At 42.9% G+C, this 12302-nt stretch carries 13 protein-coding genes and 2 rRNA genes; 1 reads left to right on the forward strand and 14 read right to left on the reverse strand.

The window, feature by feature from the left end; translation table 11 throughout:
• Nucleotides 1-18 precede the first annotated feature (18 nt).
• The 7 genes from AC1TO8_RS21850 to AC1TO8_RS21880 form a co-directional block, all read right to left on the reverse strand.
• Entirely contained in the window at nucleotides 19-819 is an 801-nt protein-coding gene (locus tag AC1TO8_RS21850; RefSeq protein ID WP_482057719.1) for a PSP1 domain-containing protein, read from the reverse strand.
• A 50-nt stretch (nucleotides 820-869) separates the two neighbouring features.
• Entirely contained in the window at nucleotides 870-1841 is a 972-nt protein-coding gene (gene holB / locus AC1TO8_RS21855) for a DNA polymerase III subunit delta' (RefSeq protein ID WP_482057720.1), read from the reverse strand.
• 57 nt (nucleotides 1842-1898) lie between these two features.
• Nucleotides 1899-2342, reverse strand: coding sequence for a YaaR family protein (locus AC1TO8_RS21860; protein ID WP_482057721.1), 444 nt, complete (start codon nucleotides 2340-2342; stop codon nucleotides 1899-1901).
• Between the two features lie 78 nt (nucleotides 2343-2420).
• Nucleotides 2421-2750, reverse strand: a complete 330-nt coding sequence (locus AC1TO8_RS21865; protein ID WP_438348331.1) for a cyclic-di-AMP receptor — start codon at nucleotides 2748-2750, stop codon at nucleotides 2421-2423.
• A 76-nt stretch (nucleotides 2751-2826) separates the two neighbouring features.
• Entirely contained in the window at nucleotides 2827-3495 is a 669-nt protein-coding gene (tmk, locus tag AC1TO8_RS21870; RefSeq protein WP_482057722.1) for a dTMP kinase, read from the reverse strand.
• A complete protein-coding gene (locus AC1TO8_RS21875) occupies nucleotides 3492-5123 on the reverse strand; it encodes an aminotransferase class I/II-fold pyridoxal phosphate-dependent enzyme (RefSeq protein ID WP_482057723.1) in 1632 nt (543 codons plus the stop codon). Before AC1TO8_RS21875 ends, tmk begins: the two co-directional genes overlap by 4 nt.
• 180 nt (nucleotides 5124-5303) lie before the next feature.
• A complete protein-coding gene (locus AC1TO8_RS21880; RefSeq protein ID WP_482057724.1) occupies nucleotides 5304-5495 on the reverse strand; it encodes a sigma factor G inhibitor Gin in 192 nt (63 codons plus the stop codon).
• 248 nt (nucleotides 5496-5743) lie between these two features.
• Between AC1TO8_RS21880 and AC1TO8_RS21885 the strand changes: the two genes are divergently transcribed.
• Nucleotides 5744-6268: a hypothetical protein gene (locus tag AC1TO8_RS21885; RefSeq protein ID WP_482057725.1), complete on the forward strand. Its 525-nt coding sequence runs from the start codon at nucleotides 5744-5746 to the stop codon at nucleotides 6266-6268.
• Between the two features lie 174 nt (nucleotides 6269-6442).
• Here AC1TO8_RS21885 and AC1TO8_RS21890 read toward each other — a convergent pair whose 3' ends face one another.
• The 7 genes from AC1TO8_RS21890 to rrf (AC1TO8_RS21920) form a co-directional block, all read right to left on the reverse strand.
• Entirely contained in the window at nucleotides 6443-6859 is a 417-nt protein-coding gene (locus AC1TO8_RS21890) for a hypothetical protein (protein WP_482057726.1), read from the reverse strand.
• A gap of 188 nt (nucleotides 6860-7047) precedes the next feature.
• Nucleotides 7048-7935: an AraC family transcriptional regulator gene (locus tag AC1TO8_RS21895; protein WP_482057727.1), complete on the reverse strand. Its 888-nt coding sequence runs from the start codon at nucleotides 7933-7935 to the stop codon at nucleotides 7048-7050.
• A 292-nt stretch (nucleotides 7936-8227) separates the two neighbouring features.
• Entirely contained in the window at nucleotides 8228-9304 is a 1077-nt protein-coding gene (locus AC1TO8_RS21900; RefSeq protein ID WP_482057728.1) for a Gfo/Idh/MocA family protein, read from the reverse strand.
• A 121-nt stretch (nucleotides 9305-9425) separates the two neighbouring features.
• The gene (locus tag AC1TO8_RS21905) at nucleotides 9426-10604 is read right to left on the reverse strand and encodes a Gfo/Idh/MocA family protein (protein WP_482057729.1); all 1179 of its coding nucleotides are present in this window, start codon (nucleotides 10602-10604) and stop codon (nucleotides 9426-9428) included.
• A gap of 17 nt (nucleotides 10605-10621) precedes the next feature.
• Nucleotides 10622-11488: a sugar phosphate isomerase/epimerase family protein gene (locus AC1TO8_RS21910; RefSeq protein ID WP_482057730.1), complete on the reverse strand. Its 867-nt coding sequence runs from the start codon at nucleotides 11486-11488 to the stop codon at nucleotides 10622-10624.
• A 185-nt stretch (nucleotides 11489-11673) separates the two neighbouring features.
• Nucleotides 11674-11790, reverse strand: a 5S ribosomal RNA gene (rrf, locus tag AC1TO8_RS21915).
• 394 nt (nucleotides 11791-12184) lie between these two features.
• Nucleotides 12185-12301 (reverse strand): 5S ribosomal RNA (rrf, locus tag AC1TO8_RS21920).
• Nucleotide 12302 lies beyond the last annotated feature (1 nt).

Here is a 12302-nt window from a genome sequence, read left to right on the forward strand (position 1 = left end):
ACAGTAACCTATTATGGTCTACTTGATGACAACGTCATCTATTGGAAGTTCCTTAACTTTGCCAATCTCGAACAATTGTACGTGAACACTTCGGCTGCCAGCATTAATCCCCACTACTTTACCATCTCCTAATGAGGTAACAACTATCTTACCTATGGAAGGTAATTCTTCTCTTACGCTTTCATAGTTATCATGCTCAAACTTAAGGCAACACATGAGTCTTCCACACAACCCTGAAATTTTGCTTGGGTTCAACGATAATCGCTGATCCTTCGCCATCTTAATAGATACGGGTTCGAAATCACCGAGCCAAGATGAACAGCATAGAATTCGTCCACATGGACCAATTCCCCCTAACATTTTGGCTTCATCTCGAACACCAATTTGTCTTAGCTCAATTCTAGTTCTGAAGATACTTGCCAAGTCCTTAACAAGTTCCCGGAAATCCACTCTTCCTTCAGCAGTGAAATAAAATATAATTTTGTTTCTATCAAAAGTAAATTCTACATCCACAAGCTTCATCTTGAGTTCATGTTCCCGAACTTTATTTAAACAGGTTGCAAACGCATCCTTTGCTGCCTGTTGATTCTCTTCAACAATACTTGCATCAGAATCACTGGCGATACGAATGACTTTCTTCAGTGGCAGTACCACATCAGATTCGCCCACCTCTTTCTTTCCAATAACAACCTTTCCGTACTCAATCCCTCGCGCTGTCTCAACGATCACGTGATGGTCCTTTGTAATAGGAAAGTCCAATGGATCGAAATAATAGATTTTGCCGGCCTTTTTAAACCGGACACCCACTACGCTGTACAAAGACTAACCCCCCTACCCTTACTAGATAATAATCCTGAGGTCCACGATCATCAACCTAGACCAATCAAGAATTGTTCCAGACAGAGTTGTCCATTCACATTATAGCGCAGCTTCTTCTTCCCTTCCGCTGCCAGATCCATATAAGAGACCCATTGCGCATGACTTCGTGAAGATGCATGTGTTGACAAAAATTCTATCTGATCTATAAATACGATACTTTCATGCCTATCATATTGCACATGCAGCATATCTTTGAACCACAAATGAAACAAGTTGAAAAGAATATCTAGATGTTCTGAGAGTCCTGATTTGAAGAGTTTCGTTCCCGCCGTAATAAGAGACGTACTTCCTCTACTCATTGACTCCTTTCCTAATTGTAACACTACGTTTCTAATTTCTGCAAACCAATTCTGCTCTAAGAGCTCCCTACATCCTTCCAAGCCAGAAGATAAATGGACTGCACAACGAACTAATGATGAAGGATATCCTTCATGAACAAGCACCTCAAGCATCATTGTCGGGCTTACAGGTCTAAAGGGAACCCGCTGAGACCTCGATTGAATGGTTGGAAGCAATGCTTGTACATTCTCTGATATCAGAATGGCTACAGCAGGAATAGGTGGTTCTTCTAGAAACTTAAGTAAGCTGTTGGCCGCCTGATTGGTCATCGTATCGGCCTGGTCAATAATATATACTTTCGGATTTCTCGATTCCGAACGATAGGAAAAGACCCGCTGTAATCCACGGATCTGGTCAATTTTGATAGATGCGCCATCAGGAATGATGAGGTGTAAATCTGGATGATTACCATGTTCAACTTTACGACATTCCAGACAAATTCCACAGGCGTTATCTTTACTTTCCGTACAGAATATCGTCTGGGCAAAGGCACGTGCCGTTGTCATCTGACCACATCCCGCTGGTCCAGTAAACAGGTACGCATGACTCACAGCATCTCGACGCAGTCCATTCTGAAGCATTTGTAGCGCCGCATCTTGTCCTACAATATCATTAAAAGACATAAATCATAAATCCTCTTTTCCTGAAGTATAGTCTTCACACTATACTCTTATCCTTAGTCATAGACTTAAATTGATCAGCATTCCACGAATTTCTCCCATTTGTTGCAGAAGAGCTATTTTACCCTCTTCACTCTCTAACAATTCATCAGCCATCGCTAATAAAGCTGAATCCAACTCATCTATTAATTTGTAACGTTTCCCGCGTCCACGTCGATCCCAACCTCTTGTTTCCTTCATGGTGACACCGCGACGAACCGTATCTTCTAAAAATCGCTTAACCATCAATCGATATATCTTCAGCTCGCGGATCGTCATCGATCTTGCTAGACGATCTCCTTGCATCTGAATTTCTCTAAACCGTCGACTAAGTTCCTCCTGTGACGCATGTTGGCCCTGTTGTTGAATAACATCAGAGAAAGACTTCTGTTGAACAATCTTTGTGTTCCCATCTGTGATAGGCACCTCGCTTTTAAAGGGCCTAAAACCTGGATTTACTTTCAATGGAATCGCCTGCCTTCATGATAGATCCCGTTACCCTTGACGGTACGTATTCTGTGTGAAATACACAACTTCCTCTATTTAGAAATGTTCAAAACGGTCTACTGGCATCACAAACACGGTCGCCCCGCCCACTTGAACTTCTACTGGAAGAGGTAAATACGAATCTGTCGTTCCACTCATTGGAGTCACTGGAGTGACAAGTTGTTCACGAACCTTACAGCTCTTATTAATGACACTCATGACAGCATCGATTTGTCCGTCATCGACTCCAATCATAAATGTCGTATTTCCTGCACGTAAGAATCCACCTGTACTCGCTAGTTTTGTTGCACGAAAGTTAGCCTTAACTAGTTCTCCTGACAGTCTATTGCTGTCTTTATCCTGTACGATCGCAATGATTAATTTCATCTTGATTTCCTCCTCATTATAAATAGAGTTCTTCTCATAAACTGAAGATTTGCGGAGTAACCTATTCTTTCATCTCTTAATCTATATTATTTGACAAAGAACCCGTAAATTCCTTTAAAATACCCTTTTCCATTTCATAAATCAGTTCATTTACAACCTGCGTTGGTGTCTGCTTCGCATCAATAGTTATGATACGGTGGGGATTCTGCTTAGCAATAATGTGATAGCCCTCTCGTACCTTATAATGAAACTCCATCTTCTCTAGATCCAATCGGTTCACTTCCCGCTCCTTGCTTGCCGCTATACGTGCTAAACCTACCTCGGGATCAACGTCTAAGTAAAAGGTTATATCCGGCATGAGAGTATCAATCGCGAATTGATTAATACTCCATACTTCATCCATACCTAAACCTCTGGCGTATCCTTGATAAGCAAGACTGCTATCTACGAAACGGTCGCAAAGAACGACTTTTCCTGCTTCTAGAGCTGGTTTCACCTTTTCCACTAAATGTTGGCGGCGAGCAGCAGCGTATAATAATGCCTCTGTCCGAGCATCCATCGCTGTATGTTGCGTATCCAGAATAACATCTCTAATCCTCTCGGATATTTCAATACCGCCTGGTTCCCGCGTCAGGATGTAGGGAATGGACTGGCTTTCTAGGTAGGAGCTTATCTTTCCAAGAACGGTTGTTTTACCAGATCCCTCTCCACCCTCAAAGGTTATAAACTTACCTCTAATATTCATGAATATTCCTGCTTTCTATCATTCTTGAAGACCATAATGTGGTGCAAGTCAGGATCTGTCGCCGCATGACACTTGGCTCCCGCCGCTTCTAGAGCAAGTAGTCGTTCATACGATTGTGCGGTGATGACCTCGCCCGAATATAACATAGGTATTCCTGGTGGATAGGGAATAATCATCTCAGCCGCTACTCTACCTGCACACTGATCTAGAGGGATACTCTCGACAGCATCAGCAGACACAGGCTGCAGACTAAAGGGGACTACTGTCGAAACAGATTCCTGTATAATGTTCCACGTGAAAAATTCGACACCATCCTTCATGACATGCACATTATGTTGATTATCATAGGCATCTACCCCTGATATAGATATATGCTGAAGGGCACCTAAAAGGTGCTTAGCGTCCTCCAAAGTGGACCCCAAGCTGAAGAGTAAGACGACGTACTGTTCGTCGCTCATCTCGGGAATGCAGCCGCGTGCTTCTAGCTGGCGCTGCAGTTCGTACCCACCCAAGGCCCCTGTGCTGTCATAAATGACTGCTTTGAAGGGGTCTTGAGTGGCGTATGCGCCCGCCATAAGCGTAGCTGGCGGCGCATCATGTCCCGCCGCGGCAGCGTCGGCGGGACACTCCGGCTGCTGCAGCGGTTGCAGCAGCGTAAAGCGCGGGAGCTCCGCGAGTCCGCGCTTGAAGGCACTCACGGCGGCGAGCCCCGCCGTGAATGTGGCCGCGCCGCCCAAGTGGAGCTGGCGGCGTGCCAGGTCGAGCGAAGCCATCACGGGGTATGATGGGCTAGAGCTCTGGACCATTGCTAGCCGCTGGCGTAGCAACGCACGGTCAAGCCTTGGGCCCTGCACATGTAGCATAGAGCCCATCGTGAGAGCAGATAGCATCTTGTGCGTCGATTGTACTACACCATCTGCACCGCAGGATAGAGCGCTTGCTGGCAGAATTGGATGCTGCCCATAATGCGCACCATGGGCCTCATCCACCAATAGCGGCACACCGTATTGATGGCAAGTCTCTGCTATTGGCGTAATATCTATGCCCATACCATAGTAGTTGGGCATCGTAAGTAACACGCCTTTGGCATGAGGATAATCCGCTAGCGTAGCGGCAACAATTGCCACCGTGGGGGCTGTCGCAAGCCCACTGATTGGATCTATCTGTGGTTGTAAGAATACCGCATTCGCACCGGCTAGCATTAGACCATGTAACACCGATTTATGTACATTCCGTTGCACTAGTAGAATATCACCAGGCGTCGTACATACGGTGAGAATCAAAGCCACATTTCCAACCGTGCTCCCCCCTACAAGAAAATAACTCTCCTCCGCACCGAAACAATCTGCCGCAAGTTGTTGGGCCTCTTGAATGACACCCTCAGGATGATGAAGATCATCGGTTCCTGTAATCTCTGTTACATCGATCTCCATCACCTCTGACAACATTCCCGCTCCCCCGATGGAAGCGTAGGCTTGGCCATTCTTATGACCAGGAACATGAAAGGAGCTTTCCTTCTTCTTTCTATAATCAAGCAACGCCTCATAGATCGGTGCCTTTGCCTTATTCAAACCATCCGCATTTGGGATTCCATTCCGAACCTGTTTTAACTCGCGTTGTATAGGCATGAATCATCCGATTCCTTCCCATGTGATGTGTATTCTATCTCTATTTTATCTTAATTCAAACGTGGCGCAAATTCCTACTCTTCCTAGCGTCATATCCTTAGTACTCATCTATTATCTCATAAACTTCCCAATGTAGGTCAAAAAAAGAGTAGCCATAGGCCACTCTTGGTTTTTCGAACATCAACTAATGTTGGCCTCCATGCTAATTCTTCTCATTTGATGAATAAAATATTGATACTTTTCTTCCCCCGCATTCGTATGCACCATTTCCGATTCGCAAGATTCACAAATGAATTGAGATACGATACATATCCCCTCCTCTTTGCCTTGCCCGCAAATAATACAGACGTGTTCGGTATGATTCTCCATCATCCATCCCACCTTGTCCCTTTTCCTATCAGTATGAACTAGTTTCTATTATTTTAAACCGTTTCATAGAACTTTATAGAGGTTATTCAAAAAGCCATCTTTTTGAACTCGCACCTACGTTATCACCTGTACCCCTATATATGTATTCCAATATAGCCGCGGTGGTGCCTATCCCTTAATTTATCTTTACAAATAGTCTATTAAAGCCGATATATTACTTATAGATGATCTCAAGGGGGTTAGTGTACTATATGGTAGAGGAACTCGGCTCAAGCGCTACTTTTTATCAATATAAACTTATTAAAAAAATTTTACTTTCAAAAAAAATGAACATTATCTATTGGATCATTCCCTATATTGTAGCCATCTTAGTGATGATATTGGTCTCTTGGACTAGCATCTTTTATTTTTTATTAGCTGCTCCTATTGTGCTTTGGATTCAATATGTCATTTCACGCTCGGCATTGTTAATCGTAGGGTCCCGTTACCACAAGCGATGGGCTTTCTCCAGAAAATCCCCATGGTTAGGATACATGCCTAATCAATTCATTGGCTACCCTCTATTTCGTAAAATAAATTCAATCACGATGTGGATCGGTTTATGTCTATTTGCTATTCTCGCCTTTTGGTCGCCCCTCTCGTTTACTATAGGTATGCTATTCTGGCATCTATGGTTTCTGTTACCTCGGCTTTATACCATTATAAGTCTATCTGGGCAGCGAAAAGATGGGATGATCAAATTTAACCCTCAAGATATTTCCTACTATAAACAGTGAGTCCACCTGCTTAGGGTACATATTTCAACAAATAGAAGCGGTTGCCCTTCCTTTTTAAAGGCGGCACCCGCTTCAACGGAAATAAAAAGCACCCTATAGAATAGACTTTTTAAAACGTCTATTCTATAGGGTGCTTTTCTTAATGATAAGAATGAAATCAAGAGTCCTCTTCTTCTATTTAACTTCCAAACTTCTCACCGTTGATTTATCACTGACTTTAGGCATCATAATCACTAAATGATCATCAAGTATAGTAACCTGTACTACTTTATTATCCTTTTTAAACACACGAACTACATCTTCCTGATCTTCCTCTTCCTCTACCCATCCCCACTCACTAATCGCCTCTAAATAGGCTGTTGGGAACAGATCATCTTCCTTAAGTCCTGGCAAAGAGTAATTCGCCACATTCATTTCTAAATTGATTGTAGAACGATCTCTCTGATTGGCTTCCTTAGGTACAGGAAAGCTCTTCTCATTTGCTGCAGCTTCAAAGGATGTCCAAGAAGGCTTGGTACTCCCACATCCTGAAAGAAAAACTGTTATTATACACAACAGAACGAGAGCGTGCAGCCATGCTTTTAGACGCATGAATGTCCTCCTTACTTCAATTCGCGATCCACGCGAAAGTATCGTATTCCGCTCTGTAGATGCTATCCCCAATGGATACAAATTATAATAGTTCTTAATTATACTTTATTATTATACTTGGAAGACTATAACCAACGGTTACAGAACTGTTACATTTTTTCCAACCTTTATCTCATAAGACTTCCAGCCTAGCTAGTTACATTCCCTTCATAACCGAGCTGTCTTTCCTTCATTTTCCCCCGATACATTTCTGGTGTGCAACCAACAGTCTGCTTAAATATACGACTAAAATGGGGTAAGTGCTTAAACCCGGATTGTTTACTTACCTCCGTAACCGAACGTTCTGGGTTTAGCCAGAACAATAATCTAGCTTGATTAATTCGCCGATCTGACAAGTATTTAAAGATTGTAGTACCTGTCATATCTTTAAATAGAGTTGCCAAATAATGCTTATTCAAATGTAACCCTTGGGAGATTTCACCCATTTCCACCTCATGCATATAATGCTCTTCGATATAAGTTAGAATATGCTGTACATGTTTCTCTTTATCGGAACGTAATTTACCTTCCATCACTTTAGTTCGGCATAAATTAGCAACCATATATAATAGATCGCATAGTCGTAAAATAAATCTTTCCATACCGTATCCAGCCTGCATACGATTCAGGGAATCCATCTGAGAGAGTAACGACTCAAATTCTTGCCTTTCTGATTCAGATAATGAGATTCGACAGTTACGGAGTTCTTCAAAGGGCAGAATCAATTGAGTTGCCATAGCATCTTGTAAGTATTTACCTAACATAGATGGTTCGAAGTGAATGATCGTTCGGATGTAAGGTATGTCTGGGGCAGGGTTAGGCTTATGTAATGTCATTCCATGCATTAATATTAGATCACCTGGATCAAGTACGTAGACTCGATCCCCAATAAGGTACGTACACTGCCCCTCATGGAAATAATACACTTCATAGCATGTATGTGAATGAAATCCTTCTCTATCATCTGAATCTTCAAGAGGTTTCTCAGAACGATGACTAAAACTAAAGGGATGCCCCATTTGAGAGGAATATGACATGAACAACCACCTCCTATCTCTTCAAATTAACTCTATTCTATCATGAAGTCATTTCAAGAAGATATCGCTGCGATGACGGATTGTCCTTACGATCAGGGTTACCCTCTAATTTCTTGGTTTGATTCCAAGGTTGAACCACTTATATTCACTTAAAAACGCTGTAAGCAGATTTATCTACTTACAGCGTTCGTTAGGTCTTCCTTATTAATAATCAATTGGATGCTCAATTTTCAATGTCGAGTCAGATTCCTAATATATTCCGTGTTCAAAAGATGGGTTTATGGACTTCCTCTTATACCAATGTCACAGCATCTCTTTGGGCAATTAAACATAGTTCCGCTGCCTTAAAGGCATGAGCTTGCGTCATGGCATACTCTGTCCGTGCTATACAGTCCTTGATTAACTCCCCGAAGAATGGGAAACCAACCTGACCGTGAACACCAAATCGATACTCGCCTTCATGATTAACCAGATATACCTGATCCCCTTGTGAATCCCGAGCTATGTCTGTATACTTTCTCAATTCAATGTATCCATCCGTTCCGAGAATGGTCGTACGTCCATCCCCCCACGTTCCAAGACCATCAGGTGTGAACCAATCAACGCGGAAATAATTCGCGGCACCATTATCGCCAACAAGCATCGCATCACCGAAATCCTCCAGTTCTGGATACTCTGGATGATTATAATTTCCAATTCGGCTGTGAGACACCTTCGCATCCTTACATGAAGCAAAAGATAGAAACTGCTCAATCTGATGGCTACCAATATCACATAGAATGCCACCATATTGATCATGATTGAAGAACCAGTCCGGACGAGACTTTGCATTTAAACGATGTGGCCCGGTGCCCATCACTTGAATGACTCTACCAATGGCTCCATCCTTAATCAACTGACTAGCATACACAGCGCTTTCAACATGCAATCGTTCGCTATAATAGACCATATACTTACATCCAGTCTTCCCAACCTGAGCCTTAGCTGCTTCTAACTGTGCTAACGTCGTAAATGGGGCCTTATCTGTAAAGTAATCTTTGCCATGCCCCATGACACGAACGCCCAACGCTCCACGTTCAGAAGGAATCGCTGCACTAGCAACTAACCTTACTTCTTCATCTTCTAGTACTTGTGATTCGGATACGGCGACTTTCACATCCGGAAATACATTACAAAATGCCTTCACCTTACTCTCATCGGGGTCATAGACCCATTTCAGAGTTGCGCCAGCTTCAATAAGTCCATGACACATCCCGTAAATATGTCCATGATCCAAAGCAACAGCACTTATAATAAACTCACCAGGTCCACATACTGCCATTGGCTTCTGACTCTTCGGTGCATAGAACATTCCATCCTGAGATGCCATATTTTCTTCTCCCCTTTTACTCTTTTCGCAAATATCGTTCATATGATCTTTTGGAAGTACTTATCTTTATACTACACCTATTTCAACTAGGTACCGTTCAATGGTACGCTATCTAAAGGACCTAACTTCCAAACGTATTAGAGATATCCACAGGAGGCTTGTTCGTAACAGATTCTTTATTTTTATCCACAGTGGATGAATTAATCTTTTCCTGAAGTTTCTCTAGAAATAATTCCTCATCGATCGGTAATGTAACCCAATCATCCATCCATGTGGATAAGTACATCGCATTAGACAGCGTTAATCCTTTTATACCTTCCTCACCAGGAGCTAATAGCGGGGTACCCTCAGTAATACTTTCGATCCAATTCGTAATAATACCAGGATGTCCTGACTCCTTGCCTGTAATAGGAATATCACACTTCCAGCATTCAGGCTCTCCGAAGCCACCTGTATACCTTTCATTGAACGCTTTCTCCGATTCCCTTAGACGCCAGAATGTCAATTGGCCATCCTCAATAACAATCTTGCCACGATCACCTGTAATCTCTAAGCGATTCGTACCTGGTGCCTCGCCTGTCGTCGTTACAAAGACGCCCGTAGCTCCATTAGCATACTCAACATATGCTGTTACGTCATCTTCAACCTCTATCTTTCTATACTTTCCAAAAGAACAAAATGCTCGTACTCTAACAGGCATCATACCGATTGTCCATTGCCATAAATCAAGCTGATGGGGGTCTTGATTAATCAGAACACCTCCACCCTCACCACTCCAAGTAGCCCGCCATCCACCTGAATCATAGTAACTTTGAGAGCGATACCAATTTGTGATAATCCAATTCGTCCGACGAACTTCACCCAGCTCACCTGAAGAGATTAGATCTTTTAACTTCTGATATAGTGGATTTGTACGTTGATTGTACATGATCGCGAATACTTTACCACTCTTTGCAGCAGCTTCATTCATCTCTCGTACTTGCTTCGTATATACTCCAGCAGGCTTTTCAATGAGCACATGAAGTCCACGCTTAAACGCCTCAATGGCTTGCTCAGAGTGATTGTAATGAGGGGTAGCGACAATGACAGCATCGATCGTACCTGAGTCCATCATTTCTCCAGCATCACGGAAGCAGAGTACTGAATCTGGTAAATGCTCCTTACTCCATTCCTCTGCCGACTCCAACACATCACATACAGCTGTCAAAATAGCATTTGGAATAGAACCTGATGCCAGAGTACGAGCATGCGCAGTACCCATATTCCCAATTCCGATAATTCCTACCCTTACTTTATCCAACTGACTCTCCCCTTTGGCTACAATTGACTTTTAAGGTCTCTGAATAGATCTGCTGCATGTTCCAGCATCTGTTTCGATTCATACGTTCCACTGAAATCTTCAATACCTACATACCCTTCATAGCCGACAGAATGTAAATCTTTCATTACCTCAAGCCATGGAACAATTCCCTTATCAATTTGGGTCCATACGCCTTCCCAATTAGCCTCACCAGGTCGGATAGGTTCATTCCCTTTCACTGGTGCCCAGAGCGCATTCTTAATATGTACATGAGCCAAATAGGGACCTAACAGCTCAAGACCCATTCTATAATTCTCAAAGCCTTCATACACCATATTACCTGGATCATACAGTACACCTATATGTGTAGGATCGAATGATTGTACCAAACGATGAGCTAGACTTGCACTAGGTGCGATCGTTACGTGATGTGTCTCAATCATTGCCTTTACATCATATTGCTGTGCATATTCCTGCACTTGAGAAAGATAACGTGTTGCTGAACTATATAAATCACCATAAGGGGTACTTCGATCATAACTAGGAACACCAACTCGAACCAACGAAGCACCTAAGCGTGAAGCAGCTTGGAAGGCCTTCTCTGTTGCCTGGAGATCTAAATCATTTAAATAAGGAACTAGAGCAATTGATTTTAAATGATAGGCCGACGCCACATCTACGCATTCAGAAGTATCCTCCTCCCATCTTTCAGGATCAATAGAACAACGATTATGCCGCCAAAAGGATGGTGCTTCTTCTAATGCATCATCAGGAATCCCTTTGAAACGCCATTCTATTCCCTCAATTCCTGTAGCAGATGCTATGGCACCCAACTCACGTGGGGTCAAATCAGGTACAGATACAGTAAATACTGATAATTTCACTTATTTCATCTCCTCTAGCTATCTATTTATATTAAGTGTAGCACGAATACTGACACAATATCGTCCTATGGAGAAAGAGATCACTCACAGTTAAAGTATTCGCTTCATACACCATTCTCATATAAACATTCCTCTAAAAACGCAAAGAAAAACCACCATTGATATAAATCAACAGTGGTTCTTATGTTTGGCGACGTCCTACTCTCCCAGGACCCTGCGGTCCAAGTACCATCGGCGCTGGAGGGCTTAACGGTCCTGTTCGGGATGGGTACGTGTGGAACCCCTCCGCTATCGCCACCAAAGCCAACAAATAGATAATTAGTTGTAGAAAGGACAGTTAGTTTGAAGGAAAAGTAGCTATAGTGAGTTTTAGTTGCAGAAAGGACAGTTAAATGTTGCGATTTGCGGGTAAGTGGTGATTTTCAAGTAATTAAGTGCAGATTTGCAACTAGATTGGCGTCAGAAGTAATTTAGCTGAATTTAGCTGTACTATGTGCAACTACTGCATCAGGAGGTACTGATGATTGGAGTTGGTGAGTGGTACTGGATGGTGCGCGGGACAAATGGAAAGTTGATGGTTAATGGTTGGTGGTTAAAGTACGCTGGGTGAAGTGGTGGATAGAACTCCTTAATACTTATACAGCTTTAAACACAAAAGAAAAACCACCGTTGATCGAAATCAACAGTGGTTCTTATGCTTGGCGACGTCCTACTCTCCCAGGACCCTGCGGTCCAAGTACCATCGGCGCTGGAGGGCTTAACGGTCGTGTTCGGGATGGGTACGTGTGGAACCCCTCCGCTATCGCCACCAAAC

Source organism: Paenibacillus sp. Y859 (genome assembly GCF_056786405.1).

Excerpts from the sequence above, each read along its gene's own strand:
- holB (WP_482057720.1), bottom strand. The coding sequence starts at position 1,841 with ATGTCTTTTAATGATATTGTAGGACAAGATGCGGCGCTACAAATGCTT.
- AC1TO8_RS21865 (WP_438348331.1), bottom strand. The coding sequence starts at position 2,750 with ATGAAATTAATCATTGCGATCGTACAGGATAAAGACAGCAATAGACTG.
- tmk (WP_482057722.1), bottom strand. The coding sequence starts at position 3,495 with ATGAATATTAGAGGTAAGTTTATAACCTTTGAGGGTGGAGAGGGATCT.
- AC1TO8_RS21875 (WP_482057723.1), bottom strand. The coding sequence starts at position 5,123 with ATGCCTATACAACGCGAGTTAAAACAGGTTCGGAATGGAATCCCAAAT.
- AC1TO8_RS21880 (WP_482057724.1), bottom strand. The coding sequence starts at position 5,495 with ATGATGGAGAATCATACCGAACACGTCTGTATTATTTGCGGGCAAGGC.
- AC1TO8_RS21885 (WP_482057725.1), top strand. The coding sequence starts at position 5,744 with ATGGTAGAGGAACTCGGCTCAAGCGCTACTTTTTATCAATATAAACTT.
- AC1TO8_RS21890 (WP_482057726.1), bottom strand. The coding sequence starts at position 6,859 with ATGCGTCTAAAAGCATGGCTGCACGCTCTCGTTCTGTTGTGTATAATA.
- AC1TO8_RS21895 (WP_482057727.1), bottom strand. The coding sequence starts at position 7,935 with ATGTCATATTCCTCTCAAATGGGGCATCCCTTTAGTTTTAGTCATCGT.
- AC1TO8_RS21900 (WP_482057728.1), bottom strand. The coding sequence starts at position 9,304 with ATGGCATCTCAGGATGGAATGTTCTATGCACCGAAGAGTCAGAAGCCA.